Genomic DNA, 20,836 nt, shown 5'->3' on the forward strand with positions numbered 1-20,836 from the left:
TCCGTTCGTTTCGAGCGAAGTCGAGAAACGGGGGACGGCGCAAGCGTTTCTCGACTTCGCTCGAAACGAACGGGCGTTAAGCGTTACAACCCCTCCAAATCTTCCGGCCGGTTGATGTTAGGGAGGATCATTCCCGGCCTCTCCACCACGCGCGCGCCGATGCGGTCGAGCCAGCCATGGATGGAGCGGTTATTCGCTTCGGCCAGATGCGCGTCGAGCGTAGGCGCAAGGGTGACCGGCCACCAGCCGAGCAGTTGCTGGCCCTTGAGAATCGCGGCGCCCTCGCCGATCAGTGCGGCGGGCAACTCTGCCGGATAAAGCGGCATGTCGCAGCCGGTGGTCAGGACGCCATCAAAACCATGGGCAAGCGCATGATGCAGCACCGCATTGAGGCCGCCCAACGGTCCCATGTCCGGCGCGGGCCGATCAGGCAGGCCGCCCGCGCGTCCGCAGATCACGACCTGCGCGACATGGGGTGCCAGGCCCGCCATCGCATGGTCGATCAGGGTGCGGCCATCGGGCATCAGGGCCAGCGCCTTGTCGCTGCCGAAGCGGCTGGAACGCCCCCCCGCCAGCACCGCGCCCAATATCCGTCCTGCCGCCATAGCGCTTCCTTGATAGCTTCGCTCTATAAAGCCTATAGCAAAGCGATGCAGACCCGACTTGTCGAATATTTTCTGGCGCTGGAGCGCGAAGGCCATTTCGCGCGGGCGGCGGCGCTATGCCATGTGTCGCAACCCACGCTGTCGGCGGGGATTGCGACGCTGGAGACGCAACTGGGCAAGCGTTTGATTCGCCGCGATCGCAAATATGCCGGTTTGACGCCGGAGGGCGAGGCGATCCTGCCCTGGGCGCGGCAACTGGTGGCGGCGGCCGAGGCGCTGGGGCAGGCGGCGGAAACCGCGCGCGGGCCGTTGCGGGGCGAACTGCGGCTGGGCGCGATCCCCGCCGCCATGCCCGCCATCGGTTGCCTCGCGACGGCGATGCTGGCGCGCTATCCGGGGCTGAATATTTCAGTGCGGGCGCTGACATCGCGCCAGATCGAGCGCGAACTGGCGGCGTTCGAGCTGGACGCAGGCCTCACCTATCTCGATTTCGAGCCACCCGCCCATGCCTTGTCGGTGCCGCTCTATGTCGAGCGCGCAATGCTGGTGAGCGCGGTGGACGGCGTGCCGATCCCTGCCGTCATCGACCGGGCGGACTTGGCCGGCCTGCCGCTGTGCCTGCTGCATCAGGGGATGCAGAACCGGCGGATATTGGATGCGCGGCTGGCCGCGCGCGGGCTGGCGCTGCGGCCTTTGGTGACGGCGGACAGCTATGTCGCGTTGCTGGGGCTGGTGCAACAGGGGCGACTCTGTTCGATCATTCCCGACAGCCATGCCGCCTTGCTGGACGGGCTGCGCTGGGCGCACACCACGCCGCTGCCCGATATGGGGGAGGGCAGCCGAGTCGGCGTCATCGTGTCGGACAGCGCGCCGATGGGGCCATTGGCGCAAGCGGTGCTGGCCGTCGCGCGGGAATTGCGATTGCCGCCGGGCTTTACGACGATTTAGGGCAGAACAATCCTCCCCTGCAAGGGGAGGTGGCGCGCGCGAAGCGCGTGACGGAGGGGTGTCGTCCTCTCGATAAGGTGACACCCCTCCGTCTGGCCTGCGGCCAGCCACCTCCCCCGCCGGGGGAGGATGATGTGGGCGCGTCCGATGCTTGATAGAGTATCCCTATCAAGCATCGCTGGCTTCGATTTGACCGACGCGCCCCGCCGCCCCACTATGGCGCAAAATTGCGGCCAAGAGGCAGGGTATCGGGATGGACGAGTTTATCGAAGGCTGGACGGCGCAGCATGGGGCGACGCGCGACCAGCTATTGCCGCTGCTCCATGCCGTGCAGGAAGAGGCCGGGCATGTCGATGATGCGGTCGTGCCGGTCATCGCCAAAGCGCTGAACCTGTCGCGTGCCGATGTGCATGGCGTCGTCACCTTCTATCATGATTTTCGCCGCACGCCGCAGGGTCGCCATGTCGTGAAACTGTGCCGCGCCGAAAGCTGCCAGGCGCGCGGCGGTGCGGCGATCGAGGCGGCGGCGGCGCAGCGGCTGGGCGTGGCGATGGGGCAGACGCGCGGCGACGGCGCGGTCAGCCTGGAGCCGGTCTATTGCCTGGGTCTCTGCGCGATCGGGCCTAATGCTTTGGTCGATGGCCGCCCGGTGGCGCGGATCGACGGTGCGGCGCTGGAGCGGATCGCGGCGGAGGTGGCGGCATGAAAATCTATGTAAGCCGCGATATGGCCTCGGTCGCGCTGGGCGCGGATGATGTCGCCCACGCCTTTACCGAAGCCGGATGCGACGTGATCCGCACCGGATCGCGCGGGCTGTTCAGCATCGAACCGCTGGTCGAGGTCGAGAGGGCGGACGGCCGCATCGGCTATGGCCCGGTGGGGCCGGGCGATGTGGCGGCGGTGCTGGACGGCACCCACCCCAACCGGCTCGGACGCATCGACGCGCTGCCTTTCTTTGCCGGGCAGCAGCGCTTCACCTTTGCCCGCTGCGGCGTGATCGACCCCGTCTGCCTGGACGACTATGCCGCCACAAGTGGATGGAAAGGCCTGGACGCGGCGCGCGCGCTTGCTCCGCAGGCGGTGGTCGATGCGGTCAAGGCGTCGGGCCTGCGCGGGCGCGGTGGTGCTGGCTTTCCCACCGGCATCAAGTGGCAGACGGTGCTGGATGCGCCCGGCGACGCGAAATATATCGTCTGCAACGCGGACGAGGGCGACAGCGGTACCTTCGCCGACCGGATGCTGATGGAGGGCGACCCCTATTGTCTGATCGAGGGTATGGCGATCGCCGCCCATGCCGTCGGCGCGCACCATGGCTATATCTATATCCGCTCGGAATATCCGTTCGCCATCTACACCATGCGGTTGGCGATCGAGCGGTCGGCGCATCTGATCGCCCCCTTCACGCTGGAAGTGCGCGAGGGGGCAGGGGCCTATGTCTGCGGCGAAGAGACGGCATTGCTCGATTCGATCGAGGGCAAGCGCGGACAGGTGCGCGCCAAGCCGCCCTTGCCCGCGCTCAAAGGGTTGTTCGGCCAGCCGACCGTCATCAACAATGTGCTGAGCCTCGCCGCCGTGCCCTTCATATTGGCGGAAGGGGCTGAGGCCTATGCGGGCGTCGGCTTCGGCCGGTCGCGCGGCACGATGCCTGTGCAACTGGCGGGCAATGTGCGGCATGGCGGCCTCTATGAGATTGGCTTCGGTATCACGCTGGGCGAACTGGTGAACGATATCGGCGGCGGCACCGCCAGCGGTCGTCCGGTACGCGCGGTGCAGGTGGGCGGGCCGCTCGGCGCGTATTTCCCGCCCAGCATGTTCCATCTGCCGTTCGATTATGAAGCCTTTGCGGCAGCCGGGGGCCTCATCGGCCATGCCGGGATCACCGTGTTCGACGACAGCGTGGATATGGCGCATATGGCGCGTTTCGCGATGGAATTTTGCGCGGTGGAAAGCTGCGGCAAATGCACGCCCTGCCGCATCGGATCGACGCGCGGGGTGGAGATTGTCGATCGGATTATTGGGATGCGCGATACGTCTCACACCGTTCGCCCTGAGCTTGTCGAAGGGCTTTCCTTCTTGAAGGATCAGGGGAAGGCTTCGACAGGCTCAGCCCGAACGGGGGAGGGGTATTTGGATAAAGCCCTCTACTCGCGCGCGCCCAGCCGGATCGATGTGTCTGTCGACGCGCAATCCGACCTGCTGCGCGATCTGTGCGATACGATGAAATATGGCTCGCTCTGTGCGCTGGGGGGCTTCACCCCCTATCCGGTGTTGAGCGCGCTTGACTATTTTCCAGAGGATTTTGGCTTGGCCAAGTCCGTTCAGGAGGCTGCGGAATGACATTCACGCGCGAAACCGACCATGGCACCCCGGCGGCCATCGCCACCAGCAAGTCCGTCACCCTGACCATCGATGGGCAGGCCGTGACCTTGCCCGAAGGCACCAGCATCATGCGCGCCGCCTCGCTGCTCGGCGGCTCCATCCCGAAACTCTGCGCGACCGACAATGTCGAGAGTTTCGGCTCCTGCCGCCTGTGCCTGGTCGAGGTGGAGGGCCGCAACGGCTATCCCGCCTCCTGCACCACGCCGGTCGCCGAAGGCATGGTGGTCCGCACCCAGACCGAGCGGCTCAAAAAGCTGCGCCGCGGGGTCATGGAACTCTACATCTCCGACCATCCGCTCGATTGCCTGACCTGCGGCGCGAATGGCGATTGCGAATTGCAGGATCAGGCCGGTGCGGTCGGCCTGCGCGATGTGCGCTATGGCTATGACGGCGCGACCAATATGGGCCAGGCGAAGGACCAGTCGAACCCCTATTTCGATTTCGATCCCAGCAAATGCATCGTCTGCTCCCGCTGCGTGCGCGCCTGCGACGAAGTGCAGGGGACGTTCGCGCTGACCATCGAGGGCATGGGGTTCGACTCCAAGGTCGCCGCGTCGCAGGGCGAGGATTTCCTCGGCTCCGAATGCGTCTCCTGTGGTGCCTGTGTGCAGGCCTGCCCGACCGCGTCGCTGATCGAAAAAAAGGTCGTCGAGGTCGGCACGCCCGATCGCGCCATCGTCACGACCTGCGCCTATTGCGGCGTCGGCTGCACCTTCCGCGCGGAAATGCGGGGCGAGGAACTGGTCCGCATGGTGCCATGGAAGGACGGCAAGGCCAATCGCGGCCATAGCTGCGTCAAGGGCCGCTTTGCCTGGGGCTATGCCCGGCATCAGGACCGCATCCTCAATCCCATGATCCGCGCGTCGGTCAGCGAACCCTGGCGCGAAGTATCGTGGGACGAGGCCATCGCCCATACCGCCAGTGAATTTCGCCGCATCCAGGCGAAATATGGCACCCGTTCGATCGGCGGCATCACGTCCAGCCGCTGCACCAATGAAGAAACCTTTTTGGTTCAAAAGCTGATTCGCCAGGGCTTCGGCAACAACAATGTCGATACCTGCGCGCGCGTCTGTCACTCGCCGACCGGCTATGGCTTGAGCAAGACCTTCGGCACCTCGGCCGGCACGCAAGATTTCGACAGCGTGATGCAGGCCGATGTGATCCTGGTGATCGGCGCGAATCCCACCGACGGCCACCCCGTATTCGCCAGCCGCATGAAGCGGCGCCTGCGCCAAGGCGCAAAGCTGATCGTCATGGACCCGCGCCGCACCGATCTGGTCAAATCCCCCCATGTCGAGGCGGATCATCATCTGCCGCTGCGGCCCGGCACCAATGTCGCGATGCTGACGGCGATGGCGCATGTGATCGTCACCGAGAAACTGTACGACGAAGCGTTCATCCGTGAACGCTGCGACTGGGATGAATTTGCCGACTGGGCGGAGTTCGTGGCGCAACCCGCCCGCTCGCCCGAAGCGATCGAGCCGCTGACCGGCGTGAAGGCGGACGAGGTGCGCGCCGCCGCGCGGCTCTACGCCACTGGCGGCAACGGTGCCATTTACTATGGCCTCGGCGTCACCGAACATAGTCAGGGCAGCTCGACCGTCATGGCGATCGCCAATCTCGCCATGGCAACCGGCAATGTCGGGCGCGAAGGCGTGGGCGTGAACCCGCTACGGGGGCAGAACAACGTCCAGGGTGCTTGCGACATGGGCAGCTTCCCGCATGAATTTTCGGGCTACCGGCACGTTTCCGACACCGCGACGCGCAGCCTGTTCGAACGGGCCTGGGGCGTGTCGCTCGATGCCGAACCCGGCCTGCGTATCCCCAACATGCTGGACGCCGCGACCGACGGGACGTTCAAGGGGCTGTTCGTGCAGGGCGAGGACATCCTTCAGTCCGACCCCAATACCCATCATGTCGCGGCGGGCCTCGCGGCGATGGAGTGCGTGGTGGTGCAGGATCTGTTCCTCAACGAAACCGCCAATTACGCGCATATCTTCCTGCCCGGATCGACCTTCCTGGAAAAGGACGGCACCTTCACCAATGCCGAACGCCGCATCCAGCGGGTGCGCAAGGTGATGGCCCCGCTCAACGGCCATGCCGATTGGGAAATCGTGCAACTGGTCGCCAACGCCATGGGCCTCAATTGGACCTATGATCATCCCTCGCAGATCATGGACGAGATTGCCGCGCTCACCCCGACCTTTGCGGGCGTCCATTATGACCGGCTGGAAGCGGAAGGGTCGCTGCAATGGCCCGCCAATGACGCAGCGCCCGACGGCACGCCGACCATGCATGCCGATGGCTTCGTGCGCGGCAAGGGCAAGTTCGTCGTCACCGACTATGTGCCCACCGACGAAAAGACCGGCCCGCGCTTCCCGCTGCTGCTGACCACCGGGCGCATCCTGTCCCACTATAATGTCGGCGCGCAGACGCGGCGGACGGCCAACACTGCCTGGCACCCGGAGGACAGGCTGGAAATCCATCCGTCCGACGCAGATAATCGCGGCCTCAAGGATGGCGACTGGGTGACATTGCGCAGCCGCGCGGGCGAAACGACATTGCGCGCGCAGGTGACCGAGCGGGTTGCGCCGGGCGTCGTCTATACGACCTTCCACCATCCAGAGACGCAGGCGAACGTCATCACCACCGACTATAGCGACTGGGCCACCAACTGCCCGGAATATAAGGTGACGGCGGTGCAGGTGATGCCATCCAACGGCCCCAGCGACTGGCAGCAGGATTATGCCAGCCAGGCGCGGATGAGCCGTCGCATCGCGCCGCTGGAAGCGGCAGAATAGGACCGGGCCGATGAGCGACGAACCCCAGATCATGTCCACAGCCGACCGGCTGGTCTATATGGCGCATCAGATCGCCCGCAATCTGGCGATAATGGGCGAGGCCAAGGCGACCGAAACCCTGGCCGAGCATTTGGCGAGCTTCTGGGATCCCCGGATGAAAGAGCGGATCATCGCCATGGCGCAGGAAGAGCCTGATCGCTTTTCGCCTGTCGTCGCGGCGGCGGTCGCCCGGCTTGCAGGCGGCAGGCCGGTGCCGCAGGATCAGGCGACGCCGTTCAACGCGGTGAATGAAGCCGGGCATTGCGACGCGGGTTGACCATCGCTACCCCCACCCGATGATGGACAGGCCAGCCGACAATGGGACGATGCGGTTCGACCGGCTGACGCCCGATGGTGCGACGCATCCGATTGATCGGGCGCTTGCACAGGAAATGCCGGTCGCGATCGAGCTAAGCGGCATCGGCTATGCGGTGCTGATGGCGACACCCGCTGACATCGATGATCTGGTGCTGGGCTTTGCGCTGGCCGAACGGTTGATCGAGCCGGGCGACGGGGCGTTCGCTGTCGATGTCCATGCAACGCTGCAGGGACTGGTGGCGCGCGCCACCCTGCCGCCCGAACGGGTCGAGCGGCTGCTGAACCGGGTGCGGCATCGCGCCTCGGATTCCTCCTGCGGCCTGTGCGGCATCGAAAATCTGGAACAAGCGATCCGGCCGCTGCCGCGCGTGACGGCGCAGGGAAGGGCCGACCGCGCCGCAATCTTCCGCGCACTGGCGGCGATGCGCGATCATCAGCCGTTGAATGCAGCGACCGGCGCGGTCCATGCCGCCGCCTGGGTCGGCGTGGACGGCGCGATCCGGTTGGTGCGCGAGGATGTCGGGCGGCATAATGCGTTCGACAAGCTGATCGGCGCTATGGCGCGCAGGGGGGCGGACTGGGACGGCGGCTTCGCCCTGCTCTCCTCACGCTGTTCCTATGAACTGGTGGAAAAGGCGGTGCTGGCCAACTGCCCCCTGCTCGTCACCATCTCCGCCCCGACGCAATTGGCGGCGGACCGCGCGGCGGCGGCGGGCCTGCCACTGGTCGTCCTGGCGCGGGGTGATGCGGTGCTAGCTTGCGGATTAAACTCCGATTTTTAGCCCGTCATCCCCGCGAAGGCGGGGATCCATCTCCCAAGCGTGGTGCTGGATGCAAAGGGTGGGAGATGGGTTCCCGCCTTCGCGGGAACGACAGTCACATTTGATTGCGAATATCACCGAAACACCCACTGCCGATTGAGGACAAACACCAAAGCCGGCGTCACGAACAGCATCGCCGGGATCGGCGACCAGGCGGGCCAGCCCATATGGGTGACGCATAGCCACACCCACAGCGCATTGAGTGCATAGCTGACCAAGGACACGGCGACGAATTTCGCCCCGCGCGCGGCATGGCCGTCATTCGCCCCCTGGCCGCGAAAGGTGAAGGCGCTGTGCGCGATATAGCCGATGACGACCGCCGCGCCATAGCCGATCAGATTGGCGATCTGGACATGCAGCCCGGCATAGGTGGCAAGGACCCAGTAGATCGCGGCCTGGCAGGCAGTGACGAACAGGCCGGTGACGCCATAGCGCAGGATCTGCCAGAACAGCGCCCGGTGCTGCGGCGACACGCGTTGCGCGAATTTCATGGCTGGCCCCCGTTGCGCTTTGATGCGCAGCCTCTAATCCACGGGCATGACCTTGCATAGCGGCGAAACCCTGCGCGCCCGCGCCTGCCACATCGCGGCCTTCCTGTCCGTCCATGGCGCACGCCATTGGAAATGGCTGACCTTTCTGATCTGGATCGCCATTGCGGTGACGATGGTGGCGACGCGCTGGTCCGCCATTCACTGGCTGGTGCTGGGCGATACCGACGACAATATCCGCTATGTCCAGGTCAAGGACTGGCTGGCGGGGCAGGGCTGGTACGACCTGCGCCAATATCGGCTCGACCCGCCGGGCGGGGCGAATATCCACTGGTCGCGACTGGTCGATTTGCCGCTCGCCGGACTGATGCTGTTCTTCCGCGCCTTCGTCGATCAGGGCATGGCCGATCGGCTGGCCTGCGGGGTCGCACCCTTGCTGCCGCTGTTGCTGCTGATGCTCAGCCTCGGCTTCATCGGGCGGCGGCTGGCGGGGCCGAATGGCTGGCTGCTCGCCGTGCTGGCGCCCCTGGCGGCGCAAATGGGCTTTGGCATGTATGCGCCGATGCGGATCGACCATCATGGCTGGCAATTGGCGCTGGCGCTGACCATGCTGGCCGGGGTGATCGACACCAACCGGCTGCGCGGCGGCATCATGGCCGGGGTCAGCAGCGCGCTGTCGATCGCGATCGGTATGGAGATGATCGTCTATCTGGCGGCGGGCGGCGGGCTGATCGCGCTGCGCTGGGTATTTCGCGACGGTGCCGAGCGGCGGATGCTGCCCTATGCGCTCAGCCTCGGTGGCGCGACCTCGCTCTGCTATCTGGTGTTCGCCAGCACCGCCAATCGGGAGCAGGTCTGCGACGCACTCTCGCCGATCTGGGTGGCGGTATTCGGCGCGGCATCGGCGGGCATGGTGCTGCTGGCGCTCGCCCCCTTGCGCGGCTGGATGGCGCGGCTGGGTGCAGGCGTCATCGTGGGCGGCGCAGTGGCGATCTTCTTCTGGCTCAACTGGCCCCAATGCCTCAGTCCTTATCAGATTTCGCCCGAACTGGAGCGGCTGTGGCTCGCCAACATCCGCGAGGCCAAGCCGATCACCGCGCAGGCCCAGTCGATGGTGGTGCCGTTACTGGCGATTCCGCTCGCCGGGCTCGTCGGGCTGCTCTGGGCCTTGTGGGATGCGCGGCGCGACGCTGAGCGGCTCTGGGCCTGGGCCACCGTGGGGCTGATGATGGTCTTCGCCATCGCTTTGCTCTTCTGGCAGCTGCGCGCGGGGCCAGCCGCGCAATTGCTGGCGATCCCGCCTGCCGCCTGGGCCGCGCATCGTCTGGTCGTCGTCATCCTCACTGGATCACGCCGGGCCAGGATTGCGGGCGGGGCAGGGGTGGCGTTGCTCGTAGCGATCGCCTGCGCCTATCCGCTCTATCCGCAGGCGTTGAAACTCTATCAACAGGCGACCGGTAAGACGCCGCGTCCCTGGCGCCCGTCCGCCGTGGCGCGCAACGATGCGATCAAGAAAGCGAACGGGCGCTGCCGGACCCAGCCTGCGCTCGCGGTGCTGGATCAACTCCCGCCCGCGACCATCTTCACCATGGTCGATCTGGGGCCGCGCCTGATCGCGACCACACATCATAGCGCGCTCGCCGGACCCTATCACCGCAACGGCGCGACGATCCTCGACATCCACCACGCTTTCGACGGCCCGGCGCGCGACTTCCGCGCTATCGCGGCGAAGCATCATGCGACCTATCTGCTGGTCTGCCCCTGGTTTCCCGAAGGCACCATCTATCAGTCGCGCAATCCCACGGGCTTCTATGCCGACCTGATGCGCGACAAATTGCCCGACTGGCTGGTGCCGGTCACGCTGAACACGGGCATGACCTTGCCCTATCAGCTCTACCGCATCGACTATTCAGCGCCGGGCGGCGAAAAAGTCCCGCAACAGCGCTGAGGCCTCCGCTTCGGCCAAGCCGCCATAGACGTCCGGGCGGTGCAGGCATTGCGGCTGGGCAAAGAGGCGCGGTCCTTGCTCGATCGCGCCGCCCTTGGGATCGCCCACCGCATAATAAAGCCGGGCGATTCGCGCGTGAGAGATTGCCCCCGCGCACATCGGGCAGGGCTCCAGCGTGACCCACAGGTCGCAGCTGGTCAGGCGAAAGTCATTGAGATGCGCCGCCGCCGCCCGCATCGCCACGATTTCGGCATGGGCGGTCGGATCGCAATCGCGCCGGTTGCGATTCTCGCCCTCACCGATGATCGCGCCATCCCTGGTCACGACGGCGCCGATCGGCACTTCACCCGCCGCCTCGGCCAAACGGGCAAGATCGAGCGCACGGCGCATCGGGGCGGGCAAGGGAAAGGGCGGAGCCATGGCTCCGCCCGTTACAGGATCAGGCAGGGGAGGGGAAGAATCAGGGCTTCTTGACGTCTACCGTGGGCACTTCGACGGTTTCGGTGCGGCTGCCGACATCGACCTTGGCGACATTGGCCTCATATTTGGGCAGCGTGCCTTCCCTGACCGCGATCTGCGGCAATTGCCCATCGCGCGTCTTTTGCAGGTCGATAAAGCCCGTGGCGATGCCCCCGGCCAGGACCAGCAGGATAATGACGAGTAGACCACCAATGAATCGCATTTCGACCTCCCTTAGGATAACAACGGCTCAACGCAGGCCTCACCCAAAGGGTTGCATCCAACGCGCGCGGGTTGACGGGAGCCACGAATCCCATTATCGGCGCGACTTTCCGAACGAACCCGAATTACAAGGTTGATTGACTATGTCGCGCATTTGCGAGCTGACCGGCAAGGGTCGCCAGGTGGGTCACAATGTTTCCCACGCCAATAACAAGACCAAGCGGGTGTTCCTGCCCAATCTGCAGAATGTTTCGCTGATCTCCGAAACGCTGGAATCGAGCTTCAAGCTGCGCGTGTCGACCCATGGTCTGCGTTCGGTCGAACATAATGGCGGCCTCGACAACTGGCTGGTCAAGACCAGCGACGACAAGCTGTCGCTCAAGGCCCGTCGCCTCAAGCGCGATATCGTCAAGAAGCAGGCTGCCACCACCGCCTGATTTCATCGATTCGTTTCGGCATAAGAAGCGGCCCCGCAACGGGCCGCTTTTTTGCGTGATGGACCGTCGGCCTACGATCACCTGATGGTTGAGGGCGGACCGCTCACTTTTTTTTGCCCGCGCCCCGGCCCGCGATACGGTCGAGGGCGCGGCGTTCGGATTGGCTTGCGCTATTGTAGGTCTCTTCGCTCGCCAATTTGCGCCAGCGCTCCAGGCGTGTGCGCTCAAGCTGTCCGCTGGCGATAGCGGTCTGAACCGCACAGCCCGGTTCGACATCATGGGTGCAGTCGGAAAAGCGGCAATGGTCCGCCATATCGACGATGTCGTCGAAAACCTCCGCAATGCCCGTTCCCGCATCGACCAATTGCAATTCCCGCATGCCAGGCGTGTCGAGTAACCAGCCGCCACCTTCCAGCCGGTGCATCTCGCGTACTGTGGTCGTGTGCCGCCCTGTATCATCGCCCTTGCGGATGGCCTGCGTCGCTATGCTATCGGAACCGCGAAGGCTGTTCACCAGCGTTGATTTGCCGACGCCCGATGACCCCAGAAGGGCGACCGTCTGGCCCTTTCCACACCATCTGGAAAGACGCGCGACACTGTCCCGATCCCGCCCGTCAATGGCCTCGATCGCCAACCCCGGCTGCAAATCTCGAACCGCGGCCACGAAAGAGTCTGGCGTATCCGTCAGGTCGATCTTGGTGAGAATAACGACCGGTTGCACGCCGACCTCCCGTGCCAACACGAGATAGCGTTCCAGCCGCGGGGCGCTGAAATCTTGATTGCAGGAAGCAACGACAAATAGCGTATCCACGTTCGCGGCGATCAACTGCGTCCTTTTATCGTGACCGGCCGCGCGTCGTTTGAACAAGTTGGCGCGTTGTAGGACATGCTTGATCTCAAACGTGGCATTGTCGATCAACAGCCAGTCGCCGACCGTGGGATGTTCTTCGGCCATCATGGCATCGGCGATATAGGGTGAGATCAGCCGCGTCGTTCCTTCGCCCGCCACCGCGATCTTGCCGCGATGAACGGCCATGACTCGGACGGGATGGCATTCCGCAGCCTCATGGGCCGCCATCTGCGCGCTGAAAAAGGACCGCCATCCAAGCTCTTCCAAAGTCTCAGTCATTATGTCCACATATCCATCGCGCCGTTCCTGGCTTTTAATCCCCATGGGCTGTGCGCGGCTACCAAGACAAGATGTTTAAAATGACGTTGGCTCCGTCGCGCATGGTGGAGGCCGTCGAACGATCAGCCGTAAAATTCGCTCTCGATCTTTGAAAGCGTGTCGAAGCCATCGGCGATATGGCTGCGCATGGCGGCTTCGGCGCCTTCCGCATCGCCCGCCAACAGCAAGGCGACCATCTTCTTGTGATCGGCGTTTGCGGTGCGCAGGCGGCCTTCGTCGTAGAAGCTTTCGAACAATAGCCGGTGGATGGGGACGTTCAGCCGCTTGAGCAATTCGGCGATAACGCTGTTACCAGACCCCTGCACGATGATCCGATGCCATTCGAGATTCAGCCGGCCAAAGCGGTCGGGCGCGCGATCGATCACGCACTGGTCCAGCTGGTCCTGCACCGCGCACAGTTGGCGCTTATCTTCGTCCGAGGCATGGCGCGCAAAATCCGCGGCGCAGATTCCTTCCAACGCGATGCGGGCGCGGTAGATTTGCGCGACTTCCTCCAGGCCCGTGCTCTTGACGGAGGCACCGCGAAACTCCTCGATCTGGACAAGGCCTTCCCCTTCCAGACGTTGCAGCGCCTCGCGCACCTTTGAGCGGCTGGCGCCAGTCTGGCGGATGATGTCGACCTCGACCAGCCGTTGTCCCGGCGAAAAACGCCCGTTTCTGATGCGGTTGCGGACCCAGCCCGCCACTTCCACGCCCGTCGGCGCGCGTTTTTCCATACCGTCCATAGGCTGATAGTCTCGCCATCGAACAATATTGTCAACAATATTGTCAGCGAGTTTTTGGTTGCATCGGCCTGCCTGATCGCTGATGAAATTGTCAACAATAGGAGAGAGCGATGCAGGCGGCGCGATCGATCGCAATGCTGGCGGCCTTGGGGGTCGCCATGCCGGGGCTGGCCAGGGACTATGCCGATGTGCAGCGCAGTTCGGTCTATGTGCCGGTGCGCGATGGCACGAAGCTGGCCGTCAACCTGTATCGCCCCAGCGACAAGGACAAGGTCGCGGCCGAAAAGCTGCCGGTGATCTTCGTCTTCACCCCTTATCGGGCACGGTTTCGGGACAAGGATGGCGCGATCAAGGAAGTCGCCCTGGACGACCGGCTGGCATTACGATCGTTGATCAAGGCGGGCTATGTCGTGGCCGTCGCGGATATTCGCGGCAAGGGCGCGTCCTTTGGTCGCCGTCACGGTTTTCAGGACAGGACCGAAGCGCGCGACGGCCATGATCTGGTCGAATGGCTGGCTCGGCAGCCCTTTTCCAGTGGCAAGGTCGGCATGATCGGTTGCTCCTATCTGGGCGGCACCACCTTCCACACCGCCACCACCGCGCCGCCGTCGCTCAAGGCCGTGTTCGTCGGCGCGTCCGACCTGGACAAATATGCCTTCGTTCGGCGCGGCGGGATCACGGCGCAATTCAACACCCGGCCGGACGAGCCGCTGAGCGACGATCTGGCGAGCCTGCCGGTCGATGGCGACCGCGACGGTGCGCAATTGCAGGCGGCGGTGCAGCAACATGCGAAGAACACGCCGATGGCGGCGCTATGGTATGGCATGACGTATCGCGACAGCGTGTCGCCGCTGACCGGCAACGCCTTCTGGGAAGAGGTCGGCGTCTATCGCTATCTCGATGCGATCCGGCAGGCGGGGATCGCCACCTATTTCTGGAGCAATTGGCAAGACGAACCAACCGCCCAGTCGATCCTGAGCGCAGCGAACATGGCGGGATCGAAGTTCCTGGCCGGGCCGGGCAGCCATTGCGTGCCGCCGCCGGGGTTCGATTTTACCGGGGAGGTCGTGCGCTATTTCGACCATCATCTCAAAGGCGTCGCCAATGGCATCGCCGCCGAACCGCGCGCGACCTATTGGGTCGAGGGGCTGGACGGCAAGGGCGGCTATGTGCGGTCCAACAGTTTGCCGGGCGAAAGCGCCAAGCCGATCCGCTGGTTTTTCGACGCGGGGCGGAGCGGCACGGCCCGGTCAGTCAATGACGGACAATTGGGCACCCAGACGGGCAAGGCAGGTACAGACCGGTTTACCGTGCGCTACGACCTGCCGCCCGCCGACTATTTCGCCTTCTGGGCCAAGCCGATGGATGACAAGGGGCTGAGCTATACCAGCGCGCCCTTGGCCAAGGCGACCAAGCTGGTCGGCTATCCGGTTGTACGGTTACGCGTTTCGGCGGACAAGCCCGACGCCAATATCTTTGCCTATCTCGACCAGGTGGCCGCCGATGGCACGACGGAAGTCGTCGCCTTCGGGCGACTGGCCCTGTCGCACCGCAGGACGGGCAAGCCACCCTATGAGACGATGGGCCTGCCCTGGCATTCTGGTTTGCGCGCCGATGTCGCGCCATTGCCGCCGGGGCAGCAGGCGGACCTCGCGATCGACCTGACGCCGGTGTCGCGGGTCGTGCCGGCAGGGGCGCGGCTGCGCGTGACGATCGCGGGTGCAGACCCACGCCAGCGCAACCTCAAGGATATCGAACAGAAACCCGCACCGGTCATCACCGTGCAGCGGGGCGGAACGAGGGCATCGTGGATCGAACTGCCGGTCGCGGATTGAACGACGGCGCAATGATAATGGCCGCGCAACGCGGCGAGGGAGGATGGCATGAACAGGAATCGTAAAGGTGGGATCAGCCTGCGGGCGGCTTTGCAGATCGGCTGCTGCGGGATCGCTGTAGGTCTATCAGCTGTGGCGGCAGCGCAGGAGGAGGCGAGCACCGCCGACATCGTCGTCACCGGCAGCCGCGTGCGCGGCGCGGCCCCCGTCGGCTCCACCGTCACAACGCTCGGCCGCGCCGAAATGGAAGCGTCCAGCGCCGTCACGGTCGATCGCATGATCAAGGAAATTCCGCAGGTCTTTGACCTTGGCGTGTCGGAAAATTCACGCGGCCAATCGGGCGGCAGCGGCAACATCACCTATGGTAACTCGGTCAATCTGCGCGGTATCGGCCCCTATGCCACGCTGGTCATCATCGACGGCCATCGCGTGACCAACAACAGCAGGTCGATCGACCCCTCGGTCCTGCCCTCTCTGGGTGTCGAGCGGATCGAGGTCGTGGCGGATGGCGCATCGGCCGTCTATGGGTCGGATGCCGTGGCTGGCGTGGTCAATCTGATCCCGCGCCGGTCGCTGGACGGGGGCGAAGTCTTTGCCCGGTCGGGCATCGCCTCACGCGGCGATTTTCATGAAACGACGCTGGGCGCGGCCATCGGCAAGGTGTTCGACCGCGGGCAGATCATGGTCGCCTATGAGCATGTCGAACGATCGAACCTGAGCGGCGATGACCGGTCCTTCTTCACGAGCGACCAGCGAGCGTCAGGCGGCGGCGATTACCGGATCGCGCGCTGCGCACCCGGCAACATCAATGCCAATGGCACCACCTATGCCATTCCGACAGGTGGCGTGACGCAGGCCAATGCGGGATCGCTGGCGGCAGGCGCGATCAACCGGTGCGATGAGCTGGCCAATCAGGATTTGATGCCGGAACAGAATTATGACTCGGTCAACAGCACGGGCCGGTTCGAATTTAACGATTGGCTGAGCGTCTTCTATGATGGCTTTTACTCCAAACGGAACTTCTATCGCCAGTCGGCCTATTCCAACGCCCGGCTGACCGTGCCGCAGACCAATGCCTTTTTCGTGCGGCCCGCAGGCTTTACCGGCACCAGCTATACGCTCGATTATAATTTCCGCGACGACGTGCCGACCAATGACAGTTTCGGATCGGCCGAAAGCTGGCAGATCACGCCCGGCGTGCGCGCCAAGCTGCCCCATGATTGGGAAGCCGAAGCCTTGTTCGGCTATGGCAAGACCAATGATTTTTCCGGTTCCTATCATGGCATCAACAATGCAGCGCTCAACGCGGCACTGGCGAGCAGCGATCCTGCGACGGCGTTCGATCCCTATGGGCTGGGACGCACCAGCGAGACGCTATTGGCGACGATCGCCAACCAGATATTCCTCGCCCCCACCAATGGTCGCTTGAAAACCTATGAGGCCCGGCTCAACGGACCGCTCTTCACCCTGCCCGGCGGCGCGGTGAAGCTGGCGACGGGCTATGAACGGCAGGATTTCACCGTTGCCCTGGGGTCTGCGCGAGGCGCGCCGACCAACCCGATCACCTTCCGCCATTTCGGCCGCAAGGTGGATTCGGTCTATGGCGAACTCTACATCCCCATTTTCGGCGCGGACAATGCGATGCCGGGGTTCGAGCGGCTGGAACTGAACGCAGCGGTGCGCCACGACAAATATAGCGACGTCGGATCGACCACCAACCCCAAATTCGGCATCAATTGGCAACCGGTGCGCTGGGCCAAGCTGCGCGCCAGTTACGGCACATCCTTCCGCGCGCCGACCATCCCGGAAATCTATGGCAATTCCAACAATATCTTCGGCCAGAGCTACCAGAATCCGGCCGGTGGCGCGCCGCTGCAGGGCTATGCCCTGTCCGGTCCCAATCTGGACCTGAAACCCGAAACGGCAACGACCTGGTCGATCGGTGCGGACTTTGATCCTTTGCCCAACCTGCGTTTCGGCATCACCTATTGGGACGTCAAATATGAAAATCAGGTGCTCGCCAATCTGTCGAACCTGACCATCCTCGGCAATGAAGCGGAATATGCCGGGACCGACATCATCCTGCGCGGGGCGGCCGCGGCGGCGCGGGTACAGGAATTGCTGGCGCAGGGCGTGGCGCTGGCAGGCGGCTCCTTCCCCGGTGGCGATCCGGCGAACGTCACGCTGTTCGTCGACGGGCGCAGCCAGAATCTGGGCGTATCGGTGACGCGCGGTATCGATTTTACCGGCACCTGGAACACCCGGCTGGGCGCGAAGGACGCGTTGACGGTCAATATATCCGGAACCTATCTGACCAAATATAATGTCGCCGTGACACCTGCGGCGCCTCTGGTCGATCGGCGCAATATCATCTTCAACCCGTTAAAGCTGAAAGCGCGCGCAAGCGTGACATGGGATCATGGCCCGTTCAGCGCACGAGTGCTGGCGACCCATGTCGGGGGCTATCGCAACAATCTGTCGAGGCCGGTGCAGTCGGTAAAAAGCTATACGCCGGTCGATCTGACGCTGAACTGGAAGGTGGGCGATCAACAGGCCGACGGCTTCTTCGAAAAGGGTCTCGTGCTGGGGCTGGAGGTGCGCAACATGTTCGATATCGCGCCGCCCTATGTGAACCTGGCGCCCAATGGCAATGGTGGCGGCGGCTATGACGCGACGGCGAGTGACCCGATCGGGCGGCTGTTCGCGGTCAGCGTGCGCAAGTCCTTCTGACACGGAGCGGATGACAGCGTGACACAGGATGCGATCTCGATCGTGCTGGCAGGCGATCTGGTTCTGGACGAGCCGGATGGCGCCTATTGGCTGGCCGGGATCGCGCCCGCGCTGCGCGCTGCGGACCTTTCGATCGGCCATTTGGAGGTGCCGCATACGGTGCGCGGGGCGGAGTTGAAAGGCGATGTCCCCGCACCCGGCGCACCGCCCGAAAATCTGGCCGCCATTGCCGATGCGGGCTTTGCCATGCTGAGCTTGGCGGGCAATCACATCGCCGATTGCGGCGCGGAGGGCATAGCCGATACGATAGCGGGACTGGATGCGCTGGGCGTGGCGCATTGCGGCGCGGGGCTGACGCTCGCCGCCGCACGCGCACCGGCCATCGTCACGCGCGGCGGACATCGGATCGCACTGCTCAGCTATAATTGCGTGGGTCCGGTCGCAAGCTGGGCGACCAAGGATAAGGCCGGATGCGCCTGGCTGCGGATCGAGACGGCCGATGGCGCGCCGATCGCGCCCGCGGCCGCGCTGGTCACGCTGACGGACGAGGCACGCGCCATGCTCAAGGGCGACATTGCCGCCGTCCGGGACCAGGCCGACATCGTGCTGGTCGCGCTACACAAGGGCATCGTCCATACCCCCGTCCAGTTGGCACCCTATGAGCGGGCGGTGTCGCATGCCGCGATCGACGCGGGCGCGGATGTCGTCATCGGCCATCACGCCCATATCGTGCGGGGCATCGAATTTTACCAGGGCAAGCCGATCTTCCACGGGCTTGGCAATGGCTGCGTCGTGACGAGCGCGCTCAGCCCGGCGCAGGATCACCCGGCACGGGCGGAATGGGCGGCGCGGCGGCGGACCTTGTTCGGGTTCGAGCCCGACCCGGCCTATACGCTCGCGCCTTTTCACCCCGAAGCGGTCAATGCCTTTCTGGGCCATGTCACATGGGATGCGGACCGGACCATCGGGGTCCGCATCATTCCGGTCGATGTCGAGCCGCCCGGTCGTCCAACACTAGCGTCGGCGACGCGCGCGGCGGAGATTTGCGCCTATGTCGAACAGATCACGCACGCTGCCGGGCTTCCGGCGATCACAATCAGCAACGACGGTCGGGTCGAAGAGGTGACTGCATGAATGCTGCCAAGACCATGATGATATGGACGGGCGGGGTCGCCTTGATCGTCGCAGCCGCGCTCAATCTGCTGGCGGTGATCGGTCGGCACACCGGCCTGCCGCTCAAGGGCGCGATCGAACTGGTGCAGGTCGTCGTCCTGATCGGCGGATCGCTGGCGCTGGTCGCCGCGACGCTCGGCCGCAACCATGCGCGCGTTCACCTGATCCTCGATCGGCTGACCGGCAGGAACCGCGATGTCGCCGAATGGGTCTGCACCGCGCTGTCGATCCTGTTCTACCTGATGCTGCTTGGCGGCTCCTGCTGGCTGGCCGTTGATCTGTGGGGCAGCCAGGAGGTGAGCGAACTGGTCGGTGTGCCCTGGTGGGCGATGCGCGCCTTCCTCAACGTCACGCTGGTCGTCATCATCGCGCTGCTTGTCCGCCAACTGGTGGAAGGGCGCCGACCATGATCCTCGCAACGCCCGAAACCGGGCTGATCGGCCTCATCCTCCTGTTCGCCATGCTGTTGTGCGGCGTACCGATCGGCGTTTCGCTGGGCCTTGTCGGCGTCGGCGGCCTGATGGTCGCACTTGGGCCGGAGGGGGCACTCATCAAGGCGGGCGTCGTCGTGGTCGAAACGCTGACCCGCTATGAACTGGGCACATTGCCGCTGTTCATGCTGATGGCGCATCTCTTCTTTGCGGCCAATGCCAGTCGGGACCTGTTCGATGCCGCCGCCAAGATGATCGGCCATCGACGCGGCGGCCTCGCCTATGCGTCGATCGGCGGCTGCGCCGGTTTTGGATCGATCAACGGTTCCAGCCTGGCGACGGCGGCGACCATCGGCCTGGTCGCGCTGCCCGAAATGCGCCAGCGCGGCTATAGCGATGCGCTGGCGACCGGTACGGTCGCCGCCGGTGGCACATTGGGCCAGATGCTGCCGCCTTCGGGTGCGCTCATCGTCTATGGCATCATCGCCGAACAATCGATCGGCACGTTGTTCACCGCCACCCTCATTCCCGGCATTTCGCAGATGCTCTTCTATTGCCTCGTCGTGTGGCTGCTCGTGCGCTGGCGTCCTTCGATCGCGCCGCCGAGCGAGCGGGCGAGCTGGGCGGCGCGCGGCCGGGCCATGTTGCGCATCGCCGACATGCTGCTGCTCCTGGCCGTGGTGCTGGGCGGGATCGTACTGGGCTGGTTCAGTCCGTCCGAAGCCTCCTCCATCGGCACGGCGGGCGCACTGGCGATCACCGCATGGCGTGGGCGGCTCAACCGGGAGGTGCTGTTCCGCGCGTTTTCCGAAACCTTGCGGACGGCGGGTCTTATCTTCCTTGTCATCATCGGCGCGATCATCTTTTCGGTCTTCATCAGCGTGACCGGGCTGACCGAAGCGGTCGGTACTGCCGTGTCGGCCATGGACATGGGCACCATCCCGACCCTGCTGGTCGTCGCGCTGCTTTTGCTGCTGCTGGGGTCGGTGCTGGATGGGCTGGCATTGATGCTGCTGACGACGCCCATCCTGCTGCCGATCGTCGAAGGGGTGGGCATGTCGCCGATCTGGTTCGGCATCTTCATCACCCGCGCCATGGAGATCGGCTTCGTCCATCCGCCGCTGGGGATGAACCTCTATGTCATCCAGGGGGTAGCCAAGGACGTGCCGTTGGGACGGATATTCAAGGGCGTGCTGCCCTTCCTCGGCAGTGATCTCATCCACCTGCTTCTCATCATCCTTTTCCCGGCCATGGCGCTGTGGCTGCCCACTGTTATTGGACAATGACC

The 20,836-nt window shown here is 64.5% G+C and carries 19 protein-coding genes; 13 read left to right on the forward strand and 6 right to left on the reverse strand.

Annotated features, from left to right (window positions below; all coding sequences use genetic code 11):
* Positions 1-83: 83 nt before the first annotated feature.
* Entirely contained in the window at positions 84-605 is a 522-nt protein-coding gene (gene mobA, locus ACZ2HM_RS16670) for a molybdenum cofactor guanylyltransferase (RefSeq protein ID WP_037473860.1), read from the reverse strand.
* A gap of 45 nt (positions 606-650) precedes the next feature.
* Here mobA and ACZ2HM_RS16675 point away from each other — a divergent pair, with 45 nt between their 5' ends.
* The 6 genes from ACZ2HM_RS16675 to fdhD all read left to right on the forward strand — a co-directional run bounded on the left by ACZ2HM_RS16675 (position 651) and on the right by fdhD (position 7,872).
* The gene (locus ACZ2HM_RS16675; RefSeq protein WP_470425749.1) at positions 651-1,553 is read left to right on the forward strand and encodes a LysR family transcriptional regulator; all 903 of its coding nucleotides are present in this window, start codon (positions 651-653) and stop codon (positions 1,551-1,553) included.
* A gap of 253 nt (positions 1,554-1,806) precedes the next feature.
* A complete protein-coding gene (locus tag ACZ2HM_RS16680) occupies positions 1,807-2,259 on the forward strand; it encodes a formate dehydrogenase subunit gamma (RefSeq protein WP_037476543.1) in 453 nt (150 codons plus the stop codon).
* On the forward strand, positions 2,256-3,890 hold the full coding sequence (locus tag ACZ2HM_RS16685; protein WP_037476542.1) for an NADH-ubiquinone oxidoreductase-F iron-sulfur binding region domain-containing protein: 1,635 nt from the start codon (positions 2,256-2,258) through the stop codon (positions 3,888-3,890). Before ACZ2HM_RS16680 ends, ACZ2HM_RS16685 begins: the two co-directional genes overlap by 4 nt.
* On the forward strand, positions 3,887-6,733 hold the full coding sequence (gene fdhF / locus ACZ2HM_RS16690) for a formate dehydrogenase subunit alpha (RefSeq protein ID WP_470425750.1): 2,847 nt from the start codon (positions 3,887-3,889) through the stop codon (positions 6,731-6,733). Before ACZ2HM_RS16685 ends, fdhF begins: the two co-directional genes overlap by 4 nt.
* Positions 6,734-6,743: 10 nt before the next feature.
* Complete coding sequence (locus ACZ2HM_RS16695) at positions 6,744-7,049, forward strand: formate dehydrogenase subunit delta (protein WP_081912821.1); 306 nt, start codon at positions 6,744-6,746, stop codon at positions 7,047-7,049.
* 22 nt (positions 7,050-7,071) lie between these two features.
* A complete protein-coding gene (gene fdhD / locus ACZ2HM_RS16700; RefSeq protein WP_052027762.1) occupies positions 7,072-7,872 on the forward strand; it encodes a formate dehydrogenase accessory sulfurtransferase FdhD in 801 nt (266 codons plus the stop codon).
* A gap of 113 nt (positions 7,873-7,985) precedes the next feature.
* Here fdhD and ACZ2HM_RS16705 read toward each other — a convergent pair whose 3' ends face one another.
* On the reverse strand, positions 7,986-8,402 hold the full coding sequence (locus ACZ2HM_RS16705; RefSeq protein ID WP_470425751.1) for a GtrA family protein: 417 nt from the start codon (positions 8,400-8,402) through the stop codon (positions 7,986-7,988).
* Positions 8,403-8,448: 46 nt separating this feature from the next.
* On the opposite strand from ACZ2HM_RS16705, the gene ACZ2HM_RS16710 reads away from it, so the two are divergent.
* Positions 8,449-10,347 carry a hypothetical protein gene (locus tag ACZ2HM_RS16710; RefSeq protein ID WP_470425752.1) on the forward strand — a complete coding sequence of 633 codons (1,899 nt, stop codon included), beginning with the start codon at positions 8,449-8,451 and terminating at the stop codon, positions 10,345-10,347.
* On the opposite strand, the gene ACZ2HM_RS16715 is transcribed toward ACZ2HM_RS16710, so the two are convergent.
* Both ACZ2HM_RS16715 and ACZ2HM_RS16720 read right to left on the reverse strand, forming a co-directional pair.
* On the reverse strand, positions 10,309-10,767 hold the full coding sequence (locus tag ACZ2HM_RS16715) for a nucleoside deaminase (RefSeq protein WP_037474913.1): 459 nt from the start codon (positions 10,765-10,767) through the stop codon (positions 10,309-10,311). The genes ACZ2HM_RS16710 and ACZ2HM_RS16715 overlap by 39 nt on opposite strands.
* A gap of 40 nt (positions 10,768-10,807) precedes the next feature.
* Positions 10,808-11,029 carry a hypothetical protein gene (locus tag ACZ2HM_RS16720; protein WP_470425753.1) on the reverse strand — a complete coding sequence of 74 codons (222 nt, stop codon included), beginning with the start codon at positions 11,027-11,029 and terminating at the stop codon, positions 10,808-10,810.
* A gap of 142 nt (positions 11,030-11,171) precedes the next feature.
* Here ACZ2HM_RS16720 and rpmB point away from each other — a divergent pair, with 142 nt between their 5' ends.
* Positions 11,172-11,465: a 50S ribosomal protein L28 gene (gene rpmB, locus ACZ2HM_RS16725; protein ID WP_470425754.1), complete on the forward strand. Its 294-nt coding sequence runs from the start codon at positions 11,172-11,174 to the stop codon at positions 11,463-11,465.
* 103 nt (positions 11,466-11,568) lie between these two features.
* Here rpmB and rsgA read toward each other — a convergent pair whose 3' ends face one another.
* Both rsgA and ACZ2HM_RS16735 read right to left on the reverse strand, forming a co-directional pair.
* The gene (gene rsgA, locus ACZ2HM_RS16730; RefSeq protein ID WP_470425755.1) at positions 11,569-12,594 is read right to left on the reverse strand and encodes a ribosome small subunit-dependent GTPase A; all 1,026 of its coding nucleotides are present in this window, start codon (positions 12,592-12,594) and stop codon (positions 11,569-11,571) included.
* Positions 12,595-12,716: 122 nt separating this feature from the next.
* Complete coding sequence (locus ACZ2HM_RS16735) at positions 12,717-13,379, reverse strand: GntR family transcriptional regulator (RefSeq protein WP_470425756.1); 663 nt, start codon at positions 13,377-13,379, stop codon at positions 12,717-12,719.
* Positions 13,380-13,489: 110 nt separating this feature from the next.
* Here ACZ2HM_RS16735 and ACZ2HM_RS16740 point away from each other — a divergent pair, with 110 nt between their 5' ends.
* The 5 genes from ACZ2HM_RS16740 to ACZ2HM_RS16760 are packed head-to-tail and all read left to right on the forward strand — an operon-like array spanning position 13,490 to position 20,834.
* Positions 13,490-15,214, forward strand: coding sequence for a CocE/NonD family hydrolase (locus ACZ2HM_RS16740; RefSeq protein WP_470425757.1), 1,725 nt, complete (start codon positions 13,490-13,492; stop codon positions 15,212-15,214).
* A gap of 48 nt (positions 15,215-15,262) precedes the next feature.
* Positions 15,263-17,944, forward strand: a complete 2,682-nt coding sequence (locus ACZ2HM_RS16745; protein WP_470425758.1) for a TonB-dependent receptor domain-containing protein — start codon at positions 15,263-15,265, stop codon at positions 17,942-17,944.
* Positions 17,945-17,962: 18 nt separating this feature from the next.
* The gene (locus ACZ2HM_RS16750; RefSeq protein WP_470425759.1) at positions 17,963-19,078 is read left to right on the forward strand and encodes a CapA family protein; all 1,116 of its coding nucleotides are present in this window, start codon (positions 17,963-17,965) and stop codon (positions 19,076-19,078) included.
* Entirely contained in the window at positions 19,075-19,527 is a 453-nt protein-coding gene (locus ACZ2HM_RS16755) for a TRAP transporter small permease (protein ID WP_470425760.1), read from the forward strand. The genes ACZ2HM_RS16750 and ACZ2HM_RS16755 overlap by 4 nt, the downstream gene beginning before the upstream one ends.
* On the forward strand, positions 19,524-20,834 hold the full coding sequence (locus tag ACZ2HM_RS16760; protein ID WP_470425761.1) for a TRAP transporter large permease: 1,311 nt from the start codon (positions 19,524-19,526) through the stop codon (positions 20,832-20,834). The genes ACZ2HM_RS16755 and ACZ2HM_RS16760 overlap by 4 nt, the downstream gene beginning before the upstream one ends.
* Positions 20,835-20,836 lie beyond the last annotated feature (2 nt).

It is taken from the genome of Sphingobium sp. KKT206 (assembly GCF_055640555.1).

What these genes read in the sequence shown, in the direction of transcription:
- mobA (WP_037473860.1), bottom strand. Translation starts at nt 605, where the DNA reads ATGGCGGCAGGACGGATATTGGGCGCGGTGCTGGCGGGGGGGCGTTCC.
- ACZ2HM_RS16675 (WP_470425749.1), top strand. Translation starts at nt 651, where the DNA reads ATGCAGACCCGACTTGTCGAATATTTTCTGGCGCTGGAGCGCGAAGGC.
- ACZ2HM_RS16680 (WP_037476543.1), top strand. Translation starts at nt 1,807, where the DNA reads ATGGACGAGTTTATCGAAGGCTGGACGGCGCAGCATGGGGCGACGCGC.
- ACZ2HM_RS16685 (WP_037476542.1), top strand. Translation starts at nt 2,256, where the DNA reads ATGAAAATCTATGTAAGCCGCGATATGGCCTCGGTCGCGCTGGGCGCG.
- fdhF (WP_470425750.1), top strand. Translation starts at nt 3,887, where the DNA reads ATGACATTCACGCGCGAAACCGACCATGGCACCCCGGCGGCCATCGCC.
- ACZ2HM_RS16695 (WP_081912821.1), top strand. Translation starts at nt 6,744, where the DNA reads ATGAGCGACGAACCCCAGATCATGTCCACAGCCGACCGGCTGGTCTAT.
- fdhD (WP_052027762.1), top strand. Translation starts at nt 7,072, where the DNA reads ATGGACAGGCCAGCCGACAATGGGACGATGCGGTTCGACCGGCTGACG.
- ACZ2HM_RS16705 (WP_470425751.1), bottom strand. Translation starts at nt 8,402, where the DNA reads ATGAAATTCGCGCAACGCGTGTCGCCGCAGCACCGGGCGCTGTTCTGG.
- ACZ2HM_RS16710 (WP_470425752.1), top strand. Translation starts at nt 8,449, where the DNA reads ATGACCTTGCATAGCGGCGAAACCCTGCGCGCCCGCGCCTGCCACATC.
- ACZ2HM_RS16715 (WP_037474913.1), bottom strand. Translation starts at nt 10,767, where the DNA reads ATGGCTCCGCCCTTTCCCTTGCCCGCCCCGATGCGCCGTGCGCTCGAT.
- ACZ2HM_RS16720 (WP_470425753.1), bottom strand. Translation starts at nt 11,029, where the DNA reads ATGCGATTCATTGGTGGTCTACTCGTCATTATCCTGCTGGTCCTGGCC.
- rpmB (WP_470425754.1), top strand. Translation starts at nt 11,172, where the DNA reads ATGTCGCGCATTTGCGAGCTGACCGGCAAGGGTCGCCAGGTGGGTCAC.
- rsgA (WP_470425755.1), bottom strand. Translation starts at nt 12,594, where the DNA reads ATGACTGAGACTTTGGAAGAGCTTGGATGGCGGTCCTTTTTCAGCGCG.
- ACZ2HM_RS16735 (WP_470425756.1), bottom strand. Translation starts at nt 13,379, where the DNA reads ATGGACGGTATGGAAAAACGCGCGCCGACGGGCGTGGAAGTGGCGGGC.
- ACZ2HM_RS16740 (WP_470425757.1), top strand. Translation starts at nt 13,490, where the DNA reads ATGCAGGCGGCGCGATCGATCGCAATGCTGGCGGCCTTGGGGGTCGCC.
- ACZ2HM_RS16745 (WP_470425758.1), top strand. Translation starts at nt 15,263, where the DNA reads ATGAACAGGAATCGTAAAGGTGGGATCAGCCTGCGGGCGGCTTTGCAG.
- ACZ2HM_RS16755 (WP_470425760.1), top strand. Translation starts at nt 19,075, where the DNA reads ATGAATGCTGCCAAGACCATGATGATATGGACGGGCGGGGTCGCCTTG.
- ACZ2HM_RS16760 (WP_470425761.1), top strand. Translation starts at nt 19,524, where the DNA reads ATGATCCTCGCAACGCCCGAAACCGGGCTGATCGGCCTCATCCTCCTG.